Here is a 26,115-nt window from a genome sequence, read left to right on the forward strand (position 1 = left end):
CTTCACGAATTGTTGAGGAGCCGGAAGGCCATGTACCGGGCCGTTACCAACGGGATACAGGTCACAGTCGAACCCTTCTATCTGGCGGACCAGTCCTCGCCGGAAGAGGGGAGCTATGTCTGGGGCTATACCGTCGAGATCGTCAATCTCGGGGATGTGCCGGTCCAGTTGCGCCGCCGCCACTGGCTGATTACGGACGGCAACGGCCAGATGCAGGAAGTGGAAGGGCCAGGCGTGGTCGGGGAAGAGCCGGTCATCAAGCCGGGCGAGGCCTTTGAATATTCCTCCGGCTGCCCGCTGACCACGCCCTCCGGCATCATGGAAGGCGCCTATCTGATGGAACTGCCGGACGGGCGCATGATGAATGTCTCCATCCCGCCCTTCTCGCTGGACACTCCGAACCGGCGCGGGTTTCTGAACTGAAACCCACTCCGCTCAAACCCGCTCTGCCGGAGGCCTCTCAGGCGAGGCGGTAGCGGGCGATGGCGCCGCGCTCGATGGCGGCGCAGGTCAGCTTGTCGAGGCGGAACCGGTCGCGCAGGATCTGCAGGATGCGCATTTCCTCCTTCGAGACCGCAATGTCGGAAGCTGCCACCTCCACAGCCAGCGCATAGGCCGTGTCATAGAGTAGGTGCGGCAGGGTTTCGGCGATGATGGTCAGCACGTCATTCATGCCGTCCTCGGCCTGCAGCAACTGGGTGCAGCGCTGGGCTGCGGGCAGCACGTTGGCCGGGTCGAAACCATCAAACACCGGCAGCATGCGGGTCACGTCGCCGATGGTGGCAAGCTCATTGTCGGTCATCAGCCCATCAGAGGCCGATGTGATGACCATGACATAGATCAGGGCTTCCTGGATGCTGAACGGCTTGCTCATTGTGGCTGCACGGTCCTGTTGAACAGTTTCAAGGCCCAATGGGTAATGCTTCGGCAGGCTGCCTTCAAGAAGGGCAGCGAATATTTGTGTCTCTGCCGTCAGCCAGCCTCCAGAGTTTGATTGACGCAAGCCCGTGGCTTTTCTAGTGTCCGCGCTCCGGCCGCCCGCAGGATCTCGCGGGCAACGGAACCGGATTCCCGAAAACATCACGGACCATCTGAGATTATGAGTGAACGTTCCCTCCCTTCGCTTGACCTGTCGCCCGCTTTTGTCGAGGCGGCCCGGACCTCCAAGGCCTGGCCGTTCGAGGAAGCCCGCAAACTGGTGAAGCGCATCGAGAAACGTGATCCCTCGATCCCGGTCCTGTTCGAAACGGGCTACGGCCCCTCGGGCCTGCCCCACATCGGCACCTTCGGCGAGGTGGCGCGCACGACCATGGTGCGCACGGCCTTCCGCATCCTCACCGAAGACAAGATCCCGACCCGCCTGCTGTGCTTCTCCGACGATATGGACGGCATGCGCAAGATCCCGGAAAACGTGCCGGATCAGGAAGCGCTGAAGCCCTATCTGCAGATGCCGCTGACGGTGGTGCCGAACCCCTTCGGCGGGGACTACAAGAGCTTTGGCGACCACAACAACGCCATGCTGCGCCGCTTCCTCGACACCTTTGGTTTCGAGTACGAATTCGCCAGCGCGACCGAGTATTACAAGTCCGGCAAGCTGGATGGCATCCTGCTCAAGGCCGTCGAGAAGTATCAGGAACTGATGGACGTGATGCTGCCGACGCTCGGTGAAGAGCGCCGCGCTACCTACAGCCCGTTCCTGCCGATTTCGCCCCTCTCCGGGCGCGTGCTCTACGTGCCGATGAAGGACGTGAACGCCCGCGAAGGCACCATCACGTTTGAGGATGAGGACGGCACCGACGTGACCCTGCCGGTCACCGGCGGCAAGGTGAAGCTGCAGTGGAAGCCGGACTTCGGCGCCCGCTGGGCGGCGCTCAGCGTTGATTTCGAGATGTTCGGCAAGGACCATGGTCCGAACATGCCGGTCTATGACCGCATCTGCGAAGTGCTGGGCGGCACCCCGCCGGAGCATTTCGTCTATGAGCTGTTCCTGGCCGATGACGGTTCCAAGATCTCCAAATCCAAGGGCAACGGCCTGACCATCGACGAGTGGCTGACCTATGCCTCGCCGGAGAGCCTTGCGCTCTACATGTTCCAGAAGCCCAAGACCGCGAAGAAGCTTTACTTCGACGTGATCCCGCGTGCCGTGGACGAATATCTCGCCTTTGCGGGCAAGTTCGCGGAGATGACGCCGGAACAGAAGCTGATGAACCCGGCCTGGCACATCCATTCCGGCAACGTGCCTGCGACCGGCTCGCCGGTGCCTTTTGCCATGCTGCTGAACCTCGTCTCGGCCTCCAACGCCGAGAACAAGGACGTGCTGTGGGCCTTCATCACCCGATATGCGCCGGGCGTGACCAAGGACACCCATCCGAAGCTGGACGAACTGGTCACCTATGCGATCCGCTACTTCGACGACTTCGTGAAGCCGTCCAAGCAGTTCCGTGCACCGGACGATGTGGAGCGGGCCGCTCTCGAGGCGCTCGATGCATCGCTCGCCGCCCTGCCGGCCGGTGCCGATGGCAACACCATTCAGGATGCCGTGCTGGATGTGGCGCGCAAGATCGAGCGCTATCAGGACCAGACGAAGAAGAGCCCGGACGGCGGCCCCGGCGTGTCGGTGGCCTGGTTCCAGGCGCTTTACAAGGTGCTGCTGGGCCTCGAACAGGGCCCGCGCTTCGGCTCCTTCGTGGCACTCTACGGCATCGCCGAGACCCGCGCGCTCATCGCCAAGGCCCTCAGCGGCGAGCTGGCCGCCTGAGCCTCTGGAGTTTTGACGTTTTGAGCCGCCGCAGCCTGCAAGGGCTGCGGCGGTTTTGTTTTTTTGGGCAGGGCGCACCGCTTCTCGTGATGACGGGTAACGGCCTGGATGCCATGGTCGAGCCATGGCATGACGAAAATGGGGAGGTTTGTGCGGAAATCTCGCCTAGCATGTGGGGCCGTATCCGCAGAAGAGCTGTCTCGAAGCCTCAACCACTCGCTCCGTCATGCCATGGCTCGACCATGGCATCCATGCCGTGATCTCTCCAGACGGGCAGCCCCGCGACATGCCCGTTCCATCACTGCTTCGCGTAGGTGAACAGCGTAGAAAGCAAAACGCCCGGCACATGGCCGGGCGTCGAGGTTAACTAGCAGAACCTGTCAGGCTGCATCCGCCGTGACGGCGGCTTCGGCCTTGGGCGGGAACTTGCCGTAGAAGCTCTCGTTGGTCTTGGCCATCTCGCGCAGCAGGCGGTTGGGCTTGAAGCGCGGGCCCCACTTCTTGGTGAACTTCTTGCACAGCTCCACGAAGGCATGGGTGCCCATCATGTCGATGTAGCTCAGCGTGCCGCCGGTATAGGGGGCGAAGCCGAAGCCGAGGATTGAGCCGACATCGGCCTCGCGCACGTCCGTCAGGCACTTTTCCTCGAAGATGCGGGCGGTTTCCAGCGCCTGCATCACCAGCAGCCGCTGCTTCAGCTCCTCGATGTTGAAGTGATCGGCTGCCTTGGGCTTGCCCACGACCTCCGGAATGCCGGGCCACAGGCTCTTTTCCTTGCCTGCATAGTCATAGAAGCCCTTGCGGTTCTTGCGGCCGAAGCGTTCGCGCTTGACCACCATCTCCTCAAGGATGTTGTCGAGCGGGCCTTCCACATAGTTGACGCCAAGGTCCTTGCGGGTGGCCGAGACGATCTTCCAGGCAAGGTCCAGCGCCACTTCATCACCCAGCGACAGCGGGCCGACCGGCATGCCGGCCATCTTGCCCGCATTCTCGATCATGGCCGCCGGAACGCCATCGGCCAGCATCATCAGGCCTTCGCGGACATAGGTCATGACCACACGCGAGGTGTAGAAGCCGCGGCTGTCGTTGACGACGATCGGCGTCTTCTTGATGGCCTTGATATAGTCCAGCGCCATGGCCAGCGCCTTGTCGGAGGTCTTCTTGCCGAGGATCACTTCCACCAGCATCATCTTGTCGACGGGCGAGAAGAAGTGGATGCCGATGAAGTTCGTCGGGCGGGACGAGGCTTCCGCCAGCGAGGTGATCGGCAGGGTGGAGGTGTTGGAAGCGTAGATGGCGCGGGCCTTCATCGCCGCCTCGGCCTTTTCCGTCACCACGCGCTTGACCTCACGGTCCTCGAACACGGCCTCGATCACCAGATCGCAGTCGGCGAGAAGGTCATAGTTGTCCGTCGGGGTGATGCGGGCGAGGAGCTTTTCCTTTTCCTCCGCCGTGGCATGCCCGCGCGAGACGGCCTTGCTCATCAGCTCGTCCGAATGGGCCTTGCCCTTGTCGGCGGCGGCCTGATCGCGGTCGATCAGCACCACGTCGATCCCGGCCTTGGCCGTGACATAGGAAATGCCCGCGCCCATGAAGCCGGCGCCGAGCACGCCGATCTTCTTGATCTTGTTCGGCTTCACGTCCTGCGGACGGCGGGCGCCCTTGTTCAGCTCCTGCATGGAGACGAAGAGCGAGCGGATCATGTTCGCCGCTTCGGGGCTCTGCAGCACATTGGCGAAGTAGCGGCTTTCCACCTGCAGGGCGAGATCCATCGGCAGCTGCAGCCCTTCGAAGACGGACTTCAGCAGAGCGCGGGCGCCGGGGTAATTGTCGTGGGTCTCACGCCGGTAGATGGCATTGGCGGCAGGCCAGAACTGGAAACCGGCGGGGGAATAGACCGGGCCGCCCGGCAGCTTGAATCCCTTTTCGTCCCACGGCTTCACCGGCTTGACGCCAGCCTGCAGCATCTTGCGGGCGGTCTCCACCAGCTTCTTCGGCGCTGCCGTCTCGTCCACCAGCCTCATCTGCTTGGCCTTGGCGGCGCGCAGGGTCTGGCCCTGCAGCAGGAACTGAAGGCCGGCCTGCGCATCGGTCATGCGCATGACGCGCTGGGTGCCGCCTGCGCCGGGGAAGAGGCCGACCTTTACTTCCGGCAGGCCCATCTTGAAGCTGTCATCCTCCGCGGCAACCCGGGCATGACAGGCGAGCGCCAGCTCGGTGCCGCCACCCATGCAGGTGCCGTTGATGGCGGCCACGAAGGGTTTGCCGCAGGTCTCCAGCTTCCGGTAGATCAGCGAGAGGCGGCGGGAACCCTCGAACAGCGCCTTTGCGGCCGCTTCCTGATCCTTGGCACGCTCGGCATGGAAGCCCTTCAGCAGGCCTTCCAGCATGGTCAGGTCCGCACCGCCCGAGAAGGCGGCCTTGCCGGACGTGATGATGGCGCCATTGATGGCGTCCGCCGTGGCCACCTGGGTGACGATTGCTTCCAGATCGTCCATCACGGACAGGTCGATGACGTTCATCGACTTGTCCTTCATGTCCCAGGTGATCAGGGCGATGCCGTCTGCGCCGGTTTCAAGAGTGAAGTTCTTGTAGGTCATGGCTTGTCTCCTCCGGTCTCTTGTCACACGCGCTCGATGATCGTCGCCGTGCCCATGCCGGCGCCGATGCAGAGGGTGACAAGGGCAGTGTTCAGGTCGCGGCGTTCCAGTTCATCAAGAACCGTGCCGAGGATCATGGCGCCGGTGGCGCCCAGCGGATGGCCGAGCGCGATGGCTCCGCCATTGACGTTGACCACGGACGGGTCAAGGTCGAAGGCCTGCCGGTAGCGCAGCACCACGGAGGCGAAGGCCTCGTTGATCTCGAAGAGGTCGATGTCCTTCAGCTTCATGCCGGAATTGGCCAGCAGCTTTTCCGTCACATCCACCGGGCCGGTCAGCATAAGCGCGGGCTCCGAGCCGATGTTGGCAAAGGCGCGGATGCGGGCGCGGGGCTTGAGGCCAGCCGACTTGCCGGCCTTGCGCGAACCGATCAGCACGGCGGCAGCGCCATCGACGATGCCGGAGGAATTGCCCGCGTGATGCACGTGGCGCACCTTTTCCAGCTCCGGATGGGCGGCAATGGCCACCGCATCGAAGCCACCCATGGCGCCCATCATCTCGAAGGAGGCGTTGAGCGAGGCAAGCGACTGCATGTCCGTGCCGGGGCGCATGTGCTCGTCACGGCCAAGGATGGTGATGCCGTTGACATCCTTCACCGGCACCACGGACTTGTTGAAGTAGCCCTTGTCCCAGGCGTTCGCCGCCCGCTTCTGGCTCTCCACCGCATAGGCGTCGCAGTCGTCACGGGTGAAACCGTATTTGGTGGCGATGAGATCGGCCGAGACGCCCTGCGGCATGAAATAGGAGGGCAGGGCCACCTGCGGATCGACCGGCCAGGCACCGCCGGATGCGCCGATGCCGATGCGGCTCATGCTTTCCACGCCGCCCGCCACGACCAGTTGATGCTGGCCGGACATGACCTGCGCGGCAGCCATATTCACCGCATCAAGGCCGGAGGCACAGAAGCGGTTGATCTGCATGCCCGGGACCGAGTTGTCGTATCCGGAAGCAAACACCGCCGCACGGGCGATGTCGCCGCCAGCCTCGCCGATGGGATCGACGCAGCCCAGCACCAGATCGTCCACCTGACGGGTGTCCAGCTTGTTGCGGTCGCGCAGTGCCTCCAGTGCGGTGGCGGCAAGGCGGACGGCGGTCACCTCGTGCAGGCTGCCGTCCTTCTTGCCGCGCCCGCGCGGGGTGCGCACATGGTCGAATACATAGGCCTCGGGCATGGTTTCCTCCTGATGTGGTTCTTGTCAGGCCTTGGCGGGCAGCGGGTGCCCCGGCATGAGTTCATAAGGGTGCACCCAGCCGGGCAGGGCGCGGATCGCATCCAGCCAGCGGGCGATGTTGGAATAGGGGGTAAAGTCGATGCCGATCTCTTCGGGCCAGAAGAGATAGCCGCACAGGGACAGATCCGCCGTGGTCGGCCGGTCCGCCGCCACGAAACGGCGCCCGTCCAGATGCTTGTCGAGAATGGCAAGGGCGGACTTGGCCCGCGCCTCGAAGAAGGCCGTTACCGGCGTCTCGCCGGTCCTGGCGAACTGGCGCAGGAAGCGGAGCGTTGCGGTGTAGCTGGTGAGCTTGTGGTTGTCGAACAGCACCCAGCGCAGGATCTCGCGGGCCTCGTCTTCCGTGTGGGCGCCGAACTCGCCCAGTTCCTCGGCGAGGTAATCAAGGATGACGCCGGACTGGCTGAGCTTCAGGCCCTTGTGCTCCAGCACCGGAATCTCGCCCATTTCGTTCACTTCGGCGCGGAACTCCTGCGTGCGGGTGGCGCCGTTGAAGAAGTCGCAGAAGCGGGCTTCCCACTCAGCTCCGGCAAGCTGGAGCATGAGGGCAACCTTGTAGGCGTTGCCGGACTGGGCGAAACAATGCAGGACATACTCGGCCATGAAACCTCCAGCCCGCAGCGGCGGGCTCTTCTTTGGCGGGGCTGCCCCGGGCATGGCGCCCGGGGCTATGGCGTATCAAAGGCTTAGAATGCGTCCGCCGCAAGGTTCATCATGGTGGCGGAACCGCTGGTGATGCGGGCCAGATGCGCGCCCGTTTCCGGCATGGTCCGTTCCATGAAGTAGCGTCCGAAGGTCAGTTTGGCCTCGAAACGCTCCGTCTCTTCGCCGCTGGCGATCTTGGCCTGCGCTGCCTTGGCCATCTGCGCCCACATGTAGCCAAGGGCAACCAGCCCGAAGAGATGCATGTAGTCGGTGGAGCCAGCGCCTGCGTTGTCCGGGTTGCTCATGGCATTCTGCATGAACCACATGGTCGCGGCCTGCAGATGATCGAGCCCCTGCTTCAGCGGTTTGGTGTAGGGCGCCAGCGCCTCGTCTTCCTTGTGGGCCTTCAGGAAGGCGCCGACCTCTTCGAAGAAGGCCATGACGGCGCGCCCGCCATTGGCCGGAAGCTTGCGGCCGACGAGATCCAGCGCCTGAATACCGTTGGCACCTTCGTAGATCATGGCGATGCGGGCATCGCGGACGAACTGCTCCATGCCCCATTCGGCGATGTAGCCGTGGCCGCCGAACATCTGCTGCGCATTCACCGCATTGGCAAAGCCGGTGTCGGTGAGCACGCCCTTCAGAACCGGGGTCATCAGCCCCATCATGTCATCGGCCTTGACGCGCTCGGCCTCGTCATCGGAGCGGTGCGACACGTCGCCCTTGAGGGCCGTCCACAGCACCAGAGCGCGGGCGGCCTCGTTGAAGGAGCGGATCGACATCAGCACGCGGCGCACGTCCGGATGCACGATGATCGGATCTGCCGCCTTGTCCGCCGCCTTCGGTCCCGTCAGGGCGCGGCCCTGGATGCGGTCCTTGGCGTAGATGACGGCGTTCTGATAGGCGACTTCGGACTGCGCCAGACCCTGCACCGCGACGCCGAGGCGGGCCTCGTTCATCATGGTGAACATGGCGCGCAGGCCCTTGTGCTCCTCGCCGACCAGCCAGCCGCGTGCGCCGTCATAGTTCATGACGCAGGTGGCATTGCCGTGGATGCCCATCTTGTGCTCGATGGAGCCGCAGGAAACGCCGTTGCGCTCGCCCGGTGCGCCGCTGGCATCAGGAACGAATTTCGGCACGACGAAGAGCGAGATGCCCTTCACCCCGTCCGGTGCGCCTTCGATGCGGGCGAGCACAAGGTGGATGATGTTCTCCGCCATGTCGTGCTCGCCGGCGGAAATGAAGATCTTGGTGCCGGAGATGGCATAGCTGCCGTCGCCCTGCGGCACCGCCTTGGTGCGGATGAGGCCCAGATCCGTGCCGCAATGGGGCTCGGTCAGGTTCATGGTGCCGGTCCAGGTGCCGGCCACCATCTTCGGCAGATAGATTTCCTTCTGCGCATCCGTGCCATGCAGGGTGAGGGCGGCGATGGCGCCGGCCGTCAGGCCCGGATACATGGCAAAGGCCATGTTGGCGGAGGACATGTACTCGGCCATGATCATCGCCAGCGTGTGCGGCAGGCCCTGGCCGCCGAAGTCCGGGCTGACGGACAGTCCGCCCCAGCCGCCTTCGCAATAGGCGTCATAGGCAGCCTGGAAGCCCTTGGGCGCGCTCACCCGCCCATCTTCATGGCGGACGCAGCCTTCCCGGTCACCGGTCTGGTTCAGGGGCTGGACGATTTCCTCGCAGAACTTGGCGCCTTCGCGCAGGATGGCTTCCACCAGATCCGGCGTCGCATCAGCGAAGCCCGGCAGATTGCTGTAGCGTTCGTAGCCGAACACATCATTGAGCAGGAAGAGGGTGTCCTCGACGGGAGCACGGTAAGCCGGCATCAATTCCTCCCAGAACGTAACCGTTGGCAGTTGACGTTTCCGTAAACGTCACCTCTCCCGATATATACGTCTCAATTTTCGGGCGGGCAAGCCATGTCCTTGGGGAAGGTACGCCTGTTTTTGCGTGAAATGAATGAAAACTGTGTCATGAAACGCGAAAAACCGGAGCGAAGGCCCCGGTTTTGATGGTCAGGCGCGCTGTTTTGCCGCCTCCAGGAGAAAATGGCGGCCGGACCGGGATCACTCCCCGCCTTCGTTTTCCTTGTGCTTCAGCATGCCGGAGACGATGGCGACGGTGCGCGACAGCTCTTCAATCGCCTGATCGATGTCCTTGCGCTGGGTCTCCAGCACGGCAATCTGCTCGTTGAAGCGGGAGAGGGCGACGCGCAGCTGGGTCACCTGACCGTCGCGCAGATCATAGAGGTCCAGCATGTCGCGGATCTCGGACAGGGAAAAGCCGACGCGCTTGCCCATGACGACGAGCTTCAGGCGGGCGCGGTCGCGGCGGGTGTAGACGCGGTTGAGGCCGTCACGTTTGGGGTTCAGCAGGCCCCGGTCTTCATAGAAGCGCAGGGTGCGCAGGGTGACGCCGAATTCCTTGGCAAGGTCACCGATGGTGAACTGGGTCTTCTTGGTGCTGTCGTCGGCTGCGGCAACGACATCGGCAATCTCGTTGCCGTCCTGAATGGAAAGTGCTTCGCTCATTGCCTTGTCCTGTCCGTCCGCATGTGGCCGAACCTGCTGTACTGCGGAAAATCTGACGTGCATGCGGGCGGATGCCCCCGGCGTCACGGCCCTTGAGGAGGGAGGGCCCGAGACTGCCTGCTTGTCTCTGCCTTACCTTACGCATACGGAATGGTCCAGTGACCTTACGCAATTTTTTGACAAACAGCCCCGCCAGAGCGCGTTTCCGGGGGCCTGCTGTTGCAACATGCAGGGCCAGTTAACGCGGTGTTTACCCTAACACGACAAAGATTCATCAATTGCTTCGTTGCCAAGTCAGTATCGCGTTCCGGGCTTCTGCAGCATCTCTTGTGTTCAATGGTCAGCACGACCGCAAGGCCAGGTCCAGTCAATGTCCTCTTGGAAAACCCGCAAGCCTGAAAGCGGCAGCGTACGTCATGACGCGGGATATGCCCGGCGTAGCCATGACGGCTGGGATGGTCCGGGATATGACGAAGAGGATGACGGCTTTGACGAGGGCTATGGCTTGCGCACAGAGCGTCCGCAGGAGCGTGTCGAGCGTCTGACGCGCACATCCACCGCTGCCGGCAACTTTGGCCGGGCCAGCCACGCCTCCGAAACCGCGCAGGAACTGGAAGAGGTGGCGAGCGAGCTCGACCGCCTGATGAACAGCCGCCAGCGCGCCCGCCGCAAGCCCGAAGAAAACCGCCGCCGTCCGGCCCATGACACCGCAGAGCATGGCGAGCGCTCCGCGCGTGCGCGCCGTGAGGCTGCTCCCGCCCGCCCTGCCGCGTCCGGCCGGATCGACGCCGTTCTCGAGGCGCTGGAGCGTCTGGACCGCCGTGTGGAAACCCTGTCCTCGCCCGTCCGGCCTCATGAAACGGCGGACGATGAGGCAGACTTCGGCAGCGGGGCTTACGGCTCTCATTTCGAGGATGAGGACTATGAGGACGAGGCGCCCGCCCGTGCTCCGGCCCATGCTTCTGTCCGGCCTCAGGCCCGCCGCCCCCAGCGTGCCGCGACGCCGAAGAAGGGCCGTGGTGTGCCCGGTTATGACTTCGACGAACTGGCAGCCGGCGCGGAACTGGATGACGAAGACGATTTTGCCGCCCGCACCCCGCGCCGTGCCCCGGCACAGCCACGCCGCCGCGGCAGCCCGCTGGAGCGGCTGATCGAGGAAGATTTCGAGGCGCAGGACACCCGCTCCCGCCCTGTCCCGCGCCGCGCTGCGGCTGAGCAGGCCGCCCGTGAGGGGGAAGAGCAGTCCCGCCATCTCTATCAGGATCTGGCCCGCCGCATCGACGCCCTGCGCCATCCGCAGGAAGAGGCGCTGGATGTGGTGCGGCAGGAAATCGGCTCCCTGCGCGAAGCCATTGGCAACATGCCCGCCGCCCGGCGTGATGACAGCGACCGGCGTGAGATGCGGCGCCTTGCGGAAATGGTTGAGGGCCTGCGTGCCGGAGGTGGCAACGACCGTCTGGCGAAGGAACTGCGCGGCGAGATTTCCAGCCTGAAGACGCTGATCGGCCAGACCAATGTGGATGGCACGCTGAAGTCGCTGGAAATGGGCTATGCCCATGTGGTGCAGCGATTGGACGAACTGACCCGTTCTGCCGTTGATCCGCGTGTCGTGCGCAATCTCAGTGCCCGTCTGGTCGAGATCGAGGACGGCCTTGCTTCGCTGCCGCGCGCCGAGCATCTGATGGTGCTGGAAGGCCGGGTGGGCGATATCTCCGACCGGGTGGAAAGCCTGCTGCGTTCCCATACGCGCCCCGACATCGAGCCGCTGCGGCAGGAACTGCGCGACATGCGCAAGCTGGTGGAGCAGGTTGATTTTACCGGTCTCATCGGATCGGTGGACGACCGCATCCGCTTTGTCGCCAGCCGCCTGGACGAGCTGGAAATCCTGGCGCGCGAGCAGCGCGGCCTTGATGACCGGCTGTCCGCGATGGAAGACCGCATGCCGGATGCCGAAGCCCTTGACCGCCTCAACGGGCGGCTGGAGGAGATCTTCGGCATGCTGTCGCGCGAGAACGGCCGCGCAGGGCGTGACGATGCCCGCTTCGGCCAGGTGGACAACCGTCTCGACGAAATCATGGACCGGCTCTCCGGCATCGAGCAGGGCGGCACGGCGCAGCCTGCCTATGACCGCGCCTTTGCCGAGCTGGAAAACCGTCTCGACGGCATCCACAGCCAGATTGCCCGCATTGAGGAACGTGCCAGCCAGCCGATGAACCTGCCGTCCTTCGGCGAAGGCAGTGCCTTTGAAGCGCAGATGCTGGCCCAGCTTGAGCGGCAGATTTCGGATTTGTCCGGCCGTCTGTCCGCGCCGCGTGACAGCGTCACGGCCGAGGACATGGCCGCGCTGCGCAGCGAGATCGCCGGGATCCGCCGTTCGGTCGAGCAGCCCGCGCCTTCCGTGGCTGCGCTTGAGGCACGCATCAGCGAACTGGCGGACGCCGTCTCCCGGGGCGGCGACAGTTTCGATGACCGGCGCCTTGACCAGATCACCGGCAAGATCAGTGCGCTGGCGGATCAGCTGCAGGCAACGGAAGGGCGCCTGTCCAGCGTTGCCGGCATTGAGAAGGTGCTGTCGCGCATCGAGAGCAATCTGCGCGCCACCCGCGAGGAAGTGATTGAGGTGGCCGAAAAGGCTGCCCGCCGCGCCGTGATCGAAAAGGCTCCGGCCACGGACGAATATGACGGTGCCATCGGCGCGCTGCGCGACGATCTGCGCCGTCTCATGGATGCTGCGCAGGGCTCCGAGACGCGCACGCGCAACACATTTGATGGCGTCCAGTCCATTCTGACCGGCATCACCGACCGGCTCGACTCGCTGGAACGCAGCACGCTGGACCGTGGTACCGCCTCCCGCCCGGCCGGTGAGAGCAGCAGCGCCCGCCGTGCTCCACTGCCCGGCCTGCCGCAGAGTGCCGCAGCCGCAGGCGAACAAGAGCGCCCGCGCGACCGCACCCGCGACCGCAAGGCCGATTTCATTGCTGCTGCCCGCCGTGCAGCCCATGCAGCATCTGCCGAAGTTCAGCAGCAGGCCAAGCTTGAGCAGGATGAAGGCGAGGACGCTGCCGGCGATAGCCGCGCCAGCTGGTTCCGCCGCGCCCTGCGCCGGGATACGGCAAAGACTGTGGCAAGGACTGCCGCGAAGGATGATGCCCGCAAGCCGGAGAAAGCGGCTGCGGAGGGGGGCACCCGCGCCAAGATCGAGCCTATGGTCGGCAAGCCGCAGAAGGCCCCCGCAGATGAGGGCAAGGCTGCAGGTGATCTCGATCTGGCGGACCTTGCTGCCGATATCCGCGACGAAGCCGCAGCGGGCAGCGGCAGCAGCCTGTTCGGCACCGGCCGCAAGCGCGCGATCCTGCTGGCGGCGGCTGCGGTCGTTCTGGCAATCGGCACGCTGCAGGTCTTCCGTCTGTCGACCGGAGGCGGCGATACGGCTTCGGCTCCGGATGCTCAGGACGAAGGCAAGCAGCTGGCGGAAGCTTCCGATGGCACCGGCACGCAGCCCGTTCTGGAGCTGACCGAGCAGGACATTGCCGAGGCTCTGGACGCGGCCACGGCGCAGCCCGGTTCAACGGCCGGGCAGACGCAGATGGCCGAAGCGCCCGCCCGCAATGTGACCCCGCCATCCAGTGGGGCCATGCCGCTGGAGCAGGTGCCTGCCGCCCAGGTGCCGCCGGCGGTCTCTGCCCAGCCTTCTGTTCAGGCCCCGGAAATGGCACCTGATCTCGCCTTCGCTCCGCCTGCGATCAGCGGCAAGTTCGGCGATACACCTTTTGTCACCGGGCCGCAGCAGCCGTCCGCCAGCCTCGCCGCCGCCGATCCGCAGTCCGGTGCCGACGCCGGTGCCCTGCCGCCGGAAACGGCGGGTCCGATGGCCCTGCGCAGCGCCGCTGCCGCTGGCAACGCCGCAGCGGAATTCCAGATCGGGGTTCATTACACCGAAGGCAAGGGTGTCACGCCGGATCTGGCGGAAGCCGCCCGCTGGTATGAGCGCGCAGCGGCCAAGGGGCTCGCTCCCGCGCAGTACCGCCTTGCCAGCCTTTATGAAAAGGGCCGTGGTGTGCCGCGCGACATCACCAAGGCACGCGACCTCTATCTGAAGGCTGCGGAAGCCGGTAACGCCAAGGCCATGCACAATCTCGCCGTCATCTATGCCGAGGGCGCCGAAGCCCAGCCGGACATGGCAGCGGCCGCCAAGTGGTTCAAGTCGGCCGCTGAACACGGGGTTGCCGACAGCCTCTACAATCTGGGCATCCTCTATGCCCGGGGTATTGGCGTCGAGAAGGATCTGGTCGAAAGCTACAAGTGGTTCGCCATTGCCGCGCGCGGCGGCGACGCGGAAGCTGCCCGCAAGCGTGACGATGTGGCCAACATGCTCGACGCCAGCGGCCTTGCCGCTGCCCGCCTTGCGGTGGAGACATTCAGGCTCAAGGACCTTAACCCGGCCGCCAACACGGTTCTGCTGGATCCGGCCTGGGATGAGGCGGCGCTGGCCATGCCAGTCAATGCCGCTGCGGGCGGGGAAGTGAACGAAGTTATCCAGGTTCAGGCTCTGCTGCAGAAGCTCGGTTTCGATCCTGGCGTGGCTGATGGCTCCATGGGCCCGAAGACCCGTTCTGCGATTGAAGCTTTTCAGCGCAGCGCCAACCTTCCGGTAACCGGAAACGTGGATGCTGGTCTGATCAGGGCTCTGCTCGGACGTTCAATCTGAATGTGAGCAGATTGCTGAAATTCCAAGGTTGACAGGGCTGCAAAAGCAGCCCTTTTAACACGTGTCTTTCCGTTCAGGCGCCGCGCCCCGCGCGGCTGCCGCAAGCCGGTATTGAGCCCGTGCAACTGTATCTGCCCATCGCCGAGATTTCGGTGAACATGTTCATGATCTTCGGCATGGGTGGCGCCGTGGGCTTCTTGTCCGGGCTCTTCGGCATTGGCGGCGGCTTTCTGCTGACGCCGCTTCTCATTTTCTCCGGCATCCCCCCCGCCGTGGCTGTGGCCACCGTCACCACGCAAACCGTGGCCTCATCGGCCTCCGGCGTGCTGACCTACTGGCGGCGCGGGGCCATCGACATGAAGATGGCCGGCATCCTGCTCACGGCGGGTATCGCCGGTTCGGCTGTCGGCGCCTGGCTCTTCGGCAAGCTGCAGGCCATCGGCCAGCTCGATGTGGTCATTGCCCTGTCCTACGTGACGTTCCTCAGCACCGTTGGCGGATTGATGCTGGTGGAATCCCTGCGGGCGATCCGCCAGCGCCGGGCAGGCACGGCCCGCGCGGCCCGCAAGCCCGGCCAGCACAACTGGATCCATGGCTTGCCGCTGAAGGTGCGCTTCCGCAAGTCGAAGCTTTATCTCAGCGTCATCCCGATCATCGTGCTTGGTGCCGGCATCGGCTTCATTGGCACGGTTCTGGGGATCGGCGGCGGCTTCCTCATGGTTCCGGCCATGATCTATCTGCTGCGCATGCCGACCAGCATCGTCATCGGCACCTCGCTGATGCAAATTCTCTTCACGATGGCTTTTGCCACGCTGTTCCTGTCCATCAGCACCCAGACGATCGACATCGTGCTGGCCTTGACGCTGATGATTGGCGGCGTCATCGGGGCGCAGTTCGGTGCCCGCATGGGCCAGAAGCTGCGCGGTGACCAGTTGCGCCTTCTCCTGGCGCTGCTGGTGCTGGCGGTTGGCGTGCGGTTCGCCGTGGATCTTGTCGTCATGCCGGACGAGTTCTACTCGGTCGCCGTGCGCAAGGGGGAGGGCCTGTGATGCATTCGCTGTCCCGTCATCTTGTGGCTGTGTGTGTGCTAGCAGGGGCCTTGCTGCCGTCTGCAGCGCGCGCTGAAGGTCTGGTAACGGCCCTGTCCGCGGACACGGTCAGCATCGCCTCGAATTTCACCGGCGCGAAGATCGTCGTCTTCGGCCAGGTGGAATTGCCGCCCGGCGTTTCTGCGCCGGATGCCGGTTATGACCTCGCCGTGGTGCTGAAAGGTCCGCCCGAAAACGTCACGACGCGCCGCAAGGGCCGTTTTCTCGGTGTGCTGTGGGTCAACCGGGAAGCCGAGACGTTTTACGGCGTGCCCTCATTCTACGTCATGTCCTCGACCGATCCGGCGAGCGAACTGGGCCCGCGGCAGATGCTGGAGGAGAACAGCATCGGGGCAAGCTACGTCAATCTGCCCATGAGGGCCGATTCCGAGATGCCGCTCGCCGAGAGAGCCCATTTCCGCCACGCTTTTCTGCGGCTGCGCAAGGAGCATGGCACCTACGTGGACCAGCCGGGCAAGGTGGAGTTTCTGACCCCGACCATGTTCCGCACGACCATTTCACTGCCTGCGACGACGCCTGTCGGCGTCTATACGGTGGACACGTTTCTTCTAAGGGGCGGAGAAATGCTGGCGCAGGATCAGAAGGGACTGACGGTGGCCAAGACCGGCTTCGAGCAGATGACCTTCGACATGGCGCATGAGCAGCCTGCGCTTTACGGGCTTGCGGCGATTGCGCTGGCGGTCTTCACCGGCTGGCTTGCCGGTGTCGTCTTCCGCAGGGATTAAGCGTAAGCCGCTGGCGGGATCAGTCTGCGATCAGCTTGGCGGCTGTGAAGGGGTAGAGCCTGTCCGCTCCCAGAAGGAAAGCCGAGAAACGGCGGGGCGGGAAAACGGCCGCAAAGGCCGGATCCATCACATTCAGACCGCCCGTCAGCGCGCCGAAGGCCGGCAGGACCAGCCGTGTGCCATCGGTGGCAAAGCAGGGGCGGCGGATGGAGCGGCCATAGCGGCGCACCTTGGCCGCCGGATGCAGATGGCCGCAGACTTCACCCTTTGCAGCGCCGTTGCCTTCTGAGGGCTCGTGCCGGAAGGTGAGGCCGCCCAGGGTGAGATCGTCGACGCATTCCCCGCAGAGCCGCACAGGCGCCACAGGATCATGATTGCCGGTGACCCAGATCCATTCGCGGTTGAGCTGCAGCGTGGCAAGGAAGGCGCGGTACGGTGCGGGCAGCCGGTCCGAGCCTTCCGCATCATGGAAACTGTCCCCTAGGGCAATGATGCGCGACGGGTCGAAAGCCTCGATCACCAGTGCCAGACGCTCCAGCGTGGCCGCCGTATCATAGGGCGGCAGCAGAACGCCGCGGCGGGCGAGGGAGGAGGCTTTTTCCAGATGCAGATCGGCGACGATGAGGGTGGCTTCTTCGGCCCACCAGGCGACGCCGCTGTCATGCAGACCGAGCTGGGTTCCGGCAACGGCAATATCGTGACACACGGGCGTGGTGCGCCGCATCAGTCCCGGCTGTCTCAGCGCCGTCATGCCATGGCCTCCCCGATCAAATCATCCGCTGCTTCTGCAAGGATGCTTTCCTGAGCCTCGCCATAAATGGGTTCTCTTCCGATTTCCAGCAGAACAGGAACCGCCAGGGGCGAAACTCTTGCGAGATGAGTATGCGTGATTCGACCCTTGATCCTTAAAAGAAGTTCACCAAGCCGGGAGATATCCAGAAGTCCTTCTGCTGCATCGTTCCATGTTGCACGCAGAAGGATATGGTCCGGCTCGTGCTGGCGCAGCACATCATAGATGAGATCGGATGAAACCGTGACCTGGCGGCCGGATTTCTCCTGCCCCGGATGGCGCCGCTCGATCAACCCGGAAATGACGGCGCAGTAGCGGAAGGTGCGCTTCAAAAGGCTGGACTCCGCCAGCCAGGCATCCAGGTCATCGCCCAGAAGATCCTCCTCGAACAGGGCATCGAGGGATAGACGGCCGGTACGGATGAGAAGATCCGGATCTCCCAGCCCCCAGATCGCCAGCGCATAGTCATTGGCGACAAAGCCCAGCGGCTTGGCGCCCAGCCGCTCCAGCCGCCGGGTCAGCAGCATGCCGAGTGTCTGGTGGGCAAGGCGGCCCTCGAAGGGATAGCAGACGAGGTAGTGCTTGCCCGCACGCGGGAAGGTCTCCACCAGCAGGCCGCTGCGGCTGGGCAGCAGGGACTTGGCCCGCTGCAGTTCCAGCCAGTCGCGCACCTGATCCGGCAAGGCCGGCCAGTGGTCCGGCTCGGACAAAAGCCGCCGCACGCCATCGGCCAGATAGGTGGAGAGCGGAAACTTGCCGCCCTGATAGGAGGGCACCATCGGCTTTTCGGCCTTTGCCCGCGAGACATAGGCCTCGCTTTCGATGATGCTTTCAAACCGCAGGATCTCGCCTGCAAAGAGGAAGGTGTCGCCGGGGGCAAGCTGCTCCAGAAACCATTCCTCGATCTCGCCCAGCACCCGGCCGCCGCGCCCCAGCGGCGTGCGGCGGCCCTGCTCCTTGCCGCGCACCAGCCTCACCTTCAGCATGGGGGCTTCGACAATGGTGCCCACATTCAGCCGGTATTGCTGGGCAATGCGCGGATGGGTGATGCGCCACAGCCCGTCCGGGCCCTGTTTCAGCTTGGCGTAGCGGTCATAGCTTTTCAGCGCATAGCCGCCGGTGGCCACGAAATCGAGCACGCGGGCAAAGGTTTCGCGGTCTAGATGGCGGTAGGTCTGCGTTTCGCGGATTTCGGCGTAGAGCTCATCGGCATCAAAAGGCCCGGCGCAGCCCATGCCGAGAATATGCTGAGCCAGCACATCCAGCGCGCCGCGCCGCAGCGGCGGTGTGTCCTGCCCGCCGCTGGTGGAGGCTTCGAGCGCGGCTCGGCATTCCAGCACTTCGAAACGGTTGGCGGGCACGAGAACGGCGCGGGATGGCTCGTCCATGCGGTGATTGGCGCGGCCGATGCGCTGGGCAAGGCGGCTTGCCCCCTTCGGCGCGCCCACGTTGATGACGAGATCGATATCGCCCCAGTCGATGCCCATGTCGAGGGACGAGGTGGCAACCACGGCGCGGAGCTGACCCGAGGCCATCGCCGCTTCCACCTTGCGCCGCTGTCCCACATCCAGCGAGCCATGGTGCAGGGCGATGGGCAGGGTGTCCTCGTTGATCTTCCACAGATCCTGAAACAGGCTTTCGGCCTGCGAGCGGGTGTTGACGAACAGCAGCGTCACCCGGTGCGCCTTGAGAAGCCGGTAAATGTCATCCAGCGCATAGCGCGCCGAATGCCCGGACCATGGCACGCGCTCCGCAGTATCGAGAATGGTAATATCCGGTGCAGCCCCGCCAGTGACGGTGACCAGCTCGCTGAGGCGGCGGCCATCCGGATCCGTCTGTGCCACAAGATAGGCGCGCAGGTCATCCGGCTCTGCCACCGTTGCCGACAGGCCGACGAGCCGCACATCCGGGGCAATACGGCGCAGGCGGGCAAGCCCAAGCGCCAGCAGATCGCCGCGCTTGGAGGTGACGAGCGCATGGAGTTCATCCAGAACGATGGTCTTCAGGCCCTTGAACATGCCGGAGGCTGCGGGGTCGGACAGCAGCAGGGCGATCTGTTCCGGCGTTGTCAGCAGGATATCGGGCGGTGCCTGCTTCTGCCGCTGGCGCTTGTGGGTGGGGGTGTCGCCGGTGCGCGTCTCGATCCGCACCGGCAGGTCCATCTCCGCCACCGGCGTTTCCAGATTGCGGGCAATATCGACGGCGAGCGCCTTGAGCGGGGAAATGTAGAGCGTATGCACGCCCTGCCGCATCGCCTGAACCGTGCCCGGCTTCGGCCGTCCCCGTTCCGTCAGCTCGACGAGGCTCGGCAGGAAGCCGGCCAGCGTCTTGCCCGCGCCGGTCGGGGCAATGAGCAGCGCGGATTGTCCGCGGCCCAGCACATCCAGCAAGGCCAGCTGATGCTCACGCGGGCTCCAGCCGCGCGCGGCAAACCAGGCACGGAACTGTTCGGGCAGAAGCTGATCCTGAGAGGAGGCGGTCATGTGCAAGGGCTGGCCGTGGCCTGAGGCTGTGAGAGGAAAGGCCTGGGGCCATGGCTTCTGATTATAGGTCAGCCGGTTGCCGCTCCAAGCTCTTTCGAGACAGGAATAATCCGCATGTTGACCGCCTCTGGCAAATGGCCGCGAAGGCCCTATGCTTCTGCCCCATGTCCATTGCCGCATCCAGCCTTCTGCATCTGACGCCGGAAGGGCTCTTCTGCCCTGAGGCGAACGCCCATGTCGATCCTGTGCGCCCGGTGGCGCGGGCCATCATCACCCATGCCCATGCCGACCATGCGCGGGCCGGACACGGGGCAGTTCTGGCGACGGAAGAAACGCTCGGCATCATGGCCCTGCGCTATGGCGAGGGCTTTTGCGGCCAGCGGCAGACATTGGCCTATGGTCAGAGGCTTGATCTGGGCGGCGTGACTTTGACGCTGAAGCCTGCCGGGCACGTGCTTGGATCGGCGCAGGTGGTGCTGGAGGCGGGCGCTGCGCGTGCGGTCATTTCCGGCGACTACAAGCGGCAGGCTGATCCCACCTGCACGCCGTTCGAGCTGGTGCCCTGCGATGTCTTCGTGACGGAGGCAACCTTCGGCCTGCCGGTCTTCCGTCATCCGGATGCCGGTGCGGAAATGGCCAAGCTGCTGGCCTCGCTGGCGCTGTTTCCGGAGCGCACGCATCTTGTTGGGGCCTACGCCTTGGGCAAGGCGCAGCGCGTCATCGCGGAGTTGCGCCGCGCCGGATATGACCGGACCATCTATCTCCACGGCGCGCTGGAAAAGATCACCGCCTATTACCAGAGCCGGGGCATTGCGCTGGGGCCGGTTGAGCCGGTCGGGCGGCTTGGCAAGGAGCTTGCCGGGGAAATCGTGCTGTGCCCGCCCGGCGAACTTGCCGGACGCTGGGCGCGGCGCTTCGGCGATCCGGTGACGGCGGTGGCCTCGGGCTGGATGCGCGTGCGTGCCAGAGCCCGCCAGCGCGGGGCCGAACTGCCGCTGGTCATTTCCGACCACGTGGACTGGCCCGATCTCACCCGCACTGTGCTGGAAACCGGGGCGGCGGAAACCTGGGTCACACATGGCGCCGAAGAGGCACTGGTGCACTGGTGTGAAACCGTTGGACGCAAGGCCCGGCCTCTCCATATGATCGGCTACGGGGAAGATGAAACCGAAACCGATTCTGCCCCGGCTGACACTGACACTTAAGCTTGAGGCGCGCTGCAGACCTGCCGCGCCCTTTCAGGAAGACGGCCATGGCGGACAAGAACGAGATCGAAGACACCGCAGAACCTGCCGAGCAGGAGCTGGAAGCAGCCATTGCGGAACTTTTCGAGGATTATCTCGCCGGTTTCAACGATGCCGATGCAGAGGCGCTCATCGATTGCTTTTCCTTGCCTGCCACCATCTGGCAGATGGAAAAGGGCTATGTCTTTGATGACGAGGAAGAGCTGGCGGAGAACATCGACGCCCTGCTGGATGCGCTCGACAAGGAGAATATCTCCTATTCCGAATTTGACGTGGTCTCTGCCCACATCTCAGGCCCGACGGCGCTGGTCACGCTCGACTGGCGCCAGGAAAGTGCCGATGGCGAAAGCGTCTTCGAATTCACCTGCCACTATCACCTCGTCTCCGATGGTGAGGTCTGGCGCATTGCCATGATCGTCAACGAGCAATAAGCGGCAGCTGATTTTACGTCTTTCCCCCCTTGCTCTGAGTCACCCCGGCCAAGCGTAGCGCGAGCCGGGGTCTACTCGTTCGCAGAGAGGCGGGTTTGGGCAGGAGCGCTGCACCAGACCTGCCCGGTCTTATGTCCCGCTGCGAGGGCAAATCTGATTGCTCTGCAAGCGAGTGGTCCCCGGATCTGCGCTGCGCTTCGTCCGGGGCGACCTCAGTGTGTGGCGCGGCCTATACCAGTTCCCGATGACGTGAGTTCACCGGGCGCCTGCCTCAGCCGTCCTGCTTCTTCGACTTCTTCTTCACGCCGTCGCCCTTGCGGTGGGCAGCCTTTTTCGGGCCGCCTTCCTTGAAGGCCGGCTTGCCCTTGCGCGGGGCGAAGCCTTCACCGGTTGGTGCGCCGCCGAAGCCGCCGCCGTCAGCGCCGCGCTTGCCGCGCTTCGGGCCACGGTCGAGCGGAGCTTCGTCCATCGGGGCAAAGGCCGGATGCGTCGGGCGCGGTTCATCGTCCTCGAAACGCCTGCGGCGCGGAGCCGGGCCGCCACGGCCAGCGGGGGCACCGCCACCGAAGCCACGGCCGGTGTTGCGTTCGCGGGCACGCTCGTAGCGGCTCGGGCCGTCCTCGTCATTGCCACGGAAGGAAGGGGCAAAGCCGCCGCGCACGTCGGCGGGCTCGATCACCACACCGCGCTCGCCGGAGCCATCGCGGCGGATCACATCGGCATATTTCTCCGCGTGGCCGCCCATGATCTCGAAGAGGGTTTCGGTGTTGCCGATCTTGATGGCACCCACTTCCTTCTTCGTCACATGGCCGGCGCGGCAGATCATTGGCAGCAGCCAGCGCGGGTCGGCGCGGTGCTTGTGGCCGAGGGACAGGCGGAACCAGACGCCATCTTCAAACTTGTTGCGGACTTCGAAGCTCTTGCCGCCACCGAAGTCATCACGCGGGCCCCTGTCTCCTCTGTCACCACGCTCACGCGGGCCGCGGGCTTCAAAGCTGTCTTCCGTCAGCTCTTCCGGCGGCGGCAGGCGCAGCTGGTACAGGCGCACGAAGGCCGCCGCGATGCGCTCGGCATCATGCACGGCCAGAAGCTCGCGGGCCGTCTCCAGATCTTCTTCTTCTGCCGGTTCGTTCAGAACCGGATCGGCAAGAAGACGGGCCTTGTCCTGGGCGCGGATGGCATTGGCAGAGGGGGCTTCACGCCATTCGGCCTTCACACCGGCCAGCTGCAGCAGGCGCTCTGCGGCGCGGCGGCGCGGGAAGGGCACGACGACAACGCTCGATCCCTTGCGGCCGGCGCGGCCCGTACGGCCAGAGCGGTGCAGCAGGGCAGCCTTGCCGGTCGGCAGGTCGGCGTGAATGACGAGATCAAGGTTGGGCAGATCGATGCCGCGTGCGGCCACATCGGTGGCGACGCAGACACGGGCACGGCCATCACGCATGGCCTGCAGCGCATGGCTGCGCTCGGCCTGGCTCAACTCGCCCGACAGCGCCACGACCGAGAAGCCCCGGTTGGCAAGGCGCGACGTCAGCCGGTTCACCGCCTCGCGGGTGGCGCAGAACACGATGGCCTTCTGGGCCTCATGGAAGCGCAGAATGTTGATGATGGCGTTCTCGCGCTCGTTCGGCACGACCGGCATGGCGATATAGTCGATGTCGACATGCTGCTCGCGGCCGCTGATCGTGGTCAGGCGCACGGCGTTGCGCTGGAAGCGCTGGGCGAGATCGGCAATTGGTTTCGGCACGGTGGCCGAGAACATCAGTGTGCGGCGGTCTTCCGGAGCGGCGTCCAGAATGAACTCCAGATCCTCACGGAAGCCGAGGTCCAGCATTTCGTCGGCTTCGTCCAGAACCACGGCGCGGATGCCGGAAAGGTCGAGGGCGCCGCGTTCGATGTGGTCGCGCAGGCGTCCAGGTGTGCCGACGACGATGTGGGCGCCGCGTTCGAGAGCCCGGCGCTCGGCGCGCGGGTCCATGCCGCCAACGCAGGACGCGGTCTGGGCGCCGGCCTGCTCATAAAGCCAGGTCAGCTCAGCCTTGACCTGCAGGGCCAGCTCGCGGGTCGGGGCGATGGCAAGGGCCACCGGCGCACCGGCGGGGCCGAGGTGTTCATCGTCTCCAAGCAGCGTCGGAGCAAGGGCGAGGCCGAAGGCAACAGTCTTGCCGGAGCCGGTCTGGGCGGAAACCAGAAGGTCGGCGTCTGCGGGGGCGTCGGCCAGGATGGTTTCCTGAACCGGAGTAAGGCTGGAATAGCCCCGTTTTGCCAAAGCGGCGGCCAGCGCCGGTGCAACGGCGTGCGTCTCGATCATGTGTGTCTTTCGTGAAAAAGGGGGCGGAGCAGCCTTCATATGTCCGGCGTGCCCGTCATGTTGGAACCCCCTATACGGCAAAATAGCCCTGCCGTCCACTGGCTGCGGCAAACCTCTGGCACACGGCTGCTTGCCGGGAGCTGCATGCGTGCGGTCCGGATAGGTCCAAACACCTAATATGCCAGAAATCACGCTTTGAGGTTGTCTGGTTAGTCTGGCGTTAACTCAGAGTACCTACCGAAGCATATTCAGGTTGTAGGTCCGGACTGATGGATGGTGGGCTTCGATGCGCAATATACGTCTGCAAATCGCTTTCATGGCGGTAGTACCGCTTCTGGCAGTTGTTGTTTATGCCAGTAATTTTCTTCTGAGCGAATTCACATACCTGCGCAAGATGCAAGACATGAAACCGCTCGTTGAGGTTTCGGGCCTTGTCGAGGCTGTCGTGGACGAATTGCAGAAGGAACGTGGCCAGACGGCGGTGTTCATTGCCTCCGGCTATGACCAGGCAGCGGCAGCGGCTGTCACCAAACAGAGGGGCGCAACGGATGCAGATCTGCAGGCTCTGCAGGCGTTTCTATCGCAGGCTGCTGTGGCGGATGCCTCTGCCGAGCTCAAGGAGATGGCCAGCCTCCCGCGCGTCATTGCCAGCCACCGGTCCGCGGTCGATGCCCGTTCGGTCAATGGCGCTGACAACCTGAAGGTTTACACAGATCTGATCTCCGGCCTCATGGGCACGGTTTCTGCGATCGCGCTTGATACGGGCGAGCCGCGCCTGGCAGCAGAATTGCTGCCGTTCACGGCGCTTATTCAGGCCAAGGAAGCTGGCGGGCTGGAGCGCGCCATCGGTGCGCGCCTGTTTACGGCGGCCAGCAAGGGGGAGGTGACCGACTATGCGGTGTTCCTGTCCTTTGTCGACCGGGTGGCTGCCGGCGAGGCCTATCTTCAGAGCTTTCACATGCTGGCGACGCCTGACCAGGCCGCAGCGCTTGACCGGATGATGACCGGCAGCGCCGTTCAACAGGTCAGAGACTGGCGCAAGGTGCTTCTCACCCTGCCGCAGACGGACAATGGGCAGGGGGTGACGGGACCGCAGTGGTTCGACGCGGCAACGGCCCGGCTCGACATCATCCGCAAGGAGACACTGGACCTGCTCAAGGCCGCCGGTGAGACCGTCGCGGTCATGGAGGGCGAAGCCTATTCCCGCGCGCTGGTTGCCGGGCTCATGTCTGCCGCGGCCATCGCGGTGACGGTGATCATCAGCCTTCTCAATCTGCGTGCGATCCTCGCCAACTTGCGCCAGATCCGCGCAGCGCTGGGCCGGGTGGCGCAGGACGAGACCGACTTCACCATGCCGTTGCTGGAGCGGGGCGACGAAATCGGCGATCTGGCCCGTGCAGGCACCGTGTTCCAGGACAATGCCCGCCGCCGTCAGGCGCTGGAAAAGGAAATGGAGCAGGAGCGTTCGCTCGAAGGCGGCCGCCAGTCGCAGGTCGAGGCCATCATTGACCGTTTCCGCAGCATGATCGATGCCAGCATGCAGGCCGTGGCCGAAAAGACGGAAGCGATGGCCGGCAGCGCCCAGCGGGTGACGGAAGTGTCGGGTCAGGCCTTTGCCGCTGCCGATCAGGCAAGAGCAGCCTCCGCAAGCTCCTCGCGCAGCGTCCAGACCGTGGCCGCAGCAGCCGAAGAACTGTCCAGCGCCATCTCCGAGATCCTCAACCAGTCCGACCGGTCCTCCGTCGCCATCACTGCCGCAACCGAAGTGGCGCACGAGACGGATGTGCATGTGTCGAGCCTGGCGGAAGCGACGGACAAGATCGGCGTTGTCGTCGAGATGATCCGCGCCATCGCCGAGCAGACGAACCTTCTCGCCCTCAACGCCACCATCGAGGCAGCCCGTGCCGGAGAAGCGGGCAAGGGCTTTGCCGTTGTGGCGGCCGAAGTGAAGGAACTGTCCAACCAGACGGCCCGGGCGACGGAGGAAATCGCCGCCCAGATCACTTCGGTGCAGGGCATGACCAGCAAGGCGGTGACCTCGATCCAGCGCATCACCGGATCGATCGAATCCGTGATGGAAATGACGACGGCCATCAAGAACGCGGTCGGCGAACAGAGCGCAGCAACACGCGAGATCACCCAGAGCATCACCATCGCGGCCGATGGCTCGGATCAGGTTGCGGCCAGCGTCGCCAATGTGACCCGGACCGCACAGGACACGCGCACCGAGGCGGAGATGGTCGACAGCCTGTCGCGTGATGTGAAGTCCGTCTCCGAGAACCTGTCCAGGGCGGTCGATGCCTTCCTCGCGGATATGGTTCAGGACGTGGAAGCCCGCCGCGCGGCCCTGCGCCGCCAGATGGCTAGCTGATACGCGCAGCAGAGACATGTTGATGAAGGACGCCGGTGGCAGCCCCGCCGGCGTCCTTTTGCTGTTCCACGAGCCAGCTTCGTGGACTTGGGGCCCCGGCGCGTTATCATCTTG

General features: G+C 64.5%; 17 protein-coding genes. 8 read left to right on the plus strand and 9 right to left on the minus strand.

Going from position 1 to position 26,115, the window contains the following annotated elements; genetic code table 11:
* Positions 1–30: 30 nt before the first annotated feature.
* Positions 31–423 (plus strand): Co2+/Mg2+ efflux protein ApaG, encoded by a 393-nt coding sequence (gene apaG / locus AC0CMF_RS08145; protein WP_019962998.1) that lies wholly within the window; start codon positions 31–33, stop codon positions 421–423.
* 37 nt (positions 424–460) lie between these two features.
* Here apaG and AC0CMF_RS08150 read toward each other — a convergent pair whose 3' ends face one another.
* A complete protein-coding gene (locus AC0CMF_RS08150) occupies positions 461–874 on the minus strand; it encodes a tellurite resistance TerB family protein (RefSeq protein WP_334250276.1) in 414 nt (137 codons plus the stop codon).
* A 225-nt stretch (positions 875–1,099) separates the two neighbouring features.
* Between AC0CMF_RS08150 and AC0CMF_RS08155 the strand changes: the two genes are divergently transcribed.
* The gene (locus AC0CMF_RS08155) at positions 1,100–2,758 is read left to right on the plus strand and encodes a lysine--tRNA ligase (RefSeq protein ID WP_374628497.1); all 1,659 of its coding nucleotides are present in this window, start codon (positions 1,100–1,102) and stop codon (positions 2,756–2,758) included.
* 380 nt (positions 2,759–3,138) lie between these two features.
* Here the strand turns inward: AC0CMF_RS08155 and AC0CMF_RS08160 are convergent, their stop codons facing one another.
* The 5 genes from AC0CMF_RS08160 to AC0CMF_RS08180 form a co-directional block, all read right to left on the minus strand.
* Positions 3,139–5,358 (minus strand): 3-hydroxyacyl-CoA dehydrogenase NAD-binding domain-containing protein, encoded by a 2,220-nt coding sequence (locus AC0CMF_RS08160; RefSeq protein WP_374628498.1) that lies wholly within the window; start codon positions 5,356–5,358, stop codon positions 3,139–3,141.
* Between the two features lie 23 nt (positions 5,359–5,381).
* A complete protein-coding gene (locus AC0CMF_RS08165) occupies positions 5,382–6,590 on the minus strand; it encodes an acetyl-CoA C-acetyltransferase (RefSeq protein WP_094462236.1) in 1,209 nt (402 codons plus the stop codon).
* A 24-nt stretch (positions 6,591–6,614) separates the two neighbouring features.
* Positions 6,615–7,253: a glutathione S-transferase family protein gene (locus AC0CMF_RS08170; RefSeq protein WP_374628499.1), complete on the minus strand. Its 639-nt coding sequence runs from the start codon at positions 7,251–7,253 to the stop codon at positions 6,615–6,617.
* 83 nt (positions 7,254–7,336) lie between these two features.
* Complete coding sequence (locus AC0CMF_RS08175; protein WP_374628500.1) at positions 7,337–9,127, minus strand: acyl-CoA dehydrogenase C-terminal domain-containing protein; 1,791 nt, start codon at positions 9,125–9,127, stop codon at positions 7,337–7,339.
* Positions 9,128–9,367: 240 nt separating this feature from the next.
* Positions 9,368–9,832 carry a MerR family transcriptional regulator gene (locus tag AC0CMF_RS08180; protein WP_050470901.1) on the minus strand — a complete coding sequence of 155 codons (465 nt, stop codon included), beginning with the start codon at positions 9,830–9,832 and terminating at the stop codon, positions 9,368–9,370.
* A gap of 370 nt (positions 9,833–10,202) precedes the next feature.
* Between AC0CMF_RS08180 and AC0CMF_RS08185 the strand changes: the two genes are divergently transcribed.
* The 3 genes from AC0CMF_RS08185 (at position 10,203) to AC0CMF_RS08195 (ending at position 16,374) form a co-directional block, all read left to right on the plus strand.
* The gene (locus AC0CMF_RS08185) at positions 10,203–14,540 is read left to right on the plus strand and encodes a peptidoglycan-binding protein (protein WP_374628502.1); all 4,338 of its coding nucleotides are present in this window, start codon (positions 10,203–10,205) and stop codon (positions 14,538–14,540) included.
* 119 nt (positions 14,541–14,659) lie between these two features.
* A complete protein-coding gene (locus AC0CMF_RS08190; protein WP_058897728.1) occupies positions 14,660–15,589 on the plus strand; it encodes a sulfite exporter TauE/SafE family protein in 930 nt (309 codons plus the stop codon).
* A complete protein-coding gene (locus AC0CMF_RS08195; RefSeq protein ID WP_122519508.1) occupies positions 15,589–16,374 on the plus strand; it encodes a TIGR02186 family protein in 786 nt (261 codons plus the stop codon). Before AC0CMF_RS08190 ends, AC0CMF_RS08195 begins: the two co-directional genes overlap by 1 nt.
* Positions 16,375–16,393: 19 nt before the next feature.
* Here the strand turns inward: AC0CMF_RS08195 and pdeM are convergent, their stop codons facing one another.
* A complete protein-coding gene (gene pdeM, locus AC0CMF_RS08200; protein ID WP_374628503.1) occupies positions 16,394–17,125 on the minus strand; it encodes a ligase-associated DNA damage response endonuclease PdeM in 732 nt (243 codons plus the stop codon).
* Positions 17,122–19,653 carry a ligase-associated DNA damage response DEXH box helicase gene (locus tag AC0CMF_RS08205; RefSeq protein ID WP_374628504.1) on the minus strand — a complete coding sequence of 844 codons (2,532 nt, stop codon included), beginning with the start codon at positions 19,651–19,653 and terminating at the stop codon, positions 17,122–17,124. Before AC0CMF_RS08205 ends, pdeM begins: the two co-directional genes overlap by 4 nt.
* 158 nt (positions 19,654–19,811) lie before the next feature.
* On the opposite strand from AC0CMF_RS08205, the gene AC0CMF_RS08210 reads away from it, so the two are divergent.
* On the plus strand, positions 19,812–20,852 hold the full coding sequence (locus tag AC0CMF_RS08210; protein ID WP_374628505.1) for a ligase-associated DNA damage response exonuclease: 1,041 nt from the start codon (positions 19,812–19,814) through the stop codon (positions 20,850–20,852).
* Between the two features lie 47 nt (positions 20,853–20,899).
* The gene (locus tag AC0CMF_RS08215) at positions 20,900–21,322 is read left to right on the plus strand and encodes a DUF4440 domain-containing protein (protein ID WP_050470907.1); all 423 of its coding nucleotides are present in this window, start codon (positions 20,900–20,902) and stop codon (positions 21,320–21,322) included.
* Between the two features lie 271 nt (positions 21,323–21,593).
* On the opposite strand, the gene AC0CMF_RS08220 is transcribed toward AC0CMF_RS08215, so the two are convergent.
* Positions 21,594–23,630, minus strand: coding sequence for a DEAD/DEAH box helicase (locus AC0CMF_RS08220; RefSeq protein WP_374628506.1), 2,037 nt, complete (start codon positions 23,628–23,630; stop codon positions 21,594–21,596).
* A 403-nt stretch (positions 23,631–24,033) separates the two neighbouring features.
* On the opposite strand from AC0CMF_RS08220, the gene AC0CMF_RS08225 reads away from it, so the two are divergent.
* On the plus strand, positions 24,034–26,001 hold the full coding sequence (locus AC0CMF_RS08225) for a methyl-accepting chemotaxis protein (protein ID WP_374628507.1): 1,968 nt from the start codon (positions 24,034–24,036) through the stop codon (positions 25,999–26,001).
* Positions 26,002–26,115: the final 114 nt, after the last annotated feature.

It is taken from the genome of Pannonibacter sp. CBAS1226 (genome assembly GCF_055685825.1).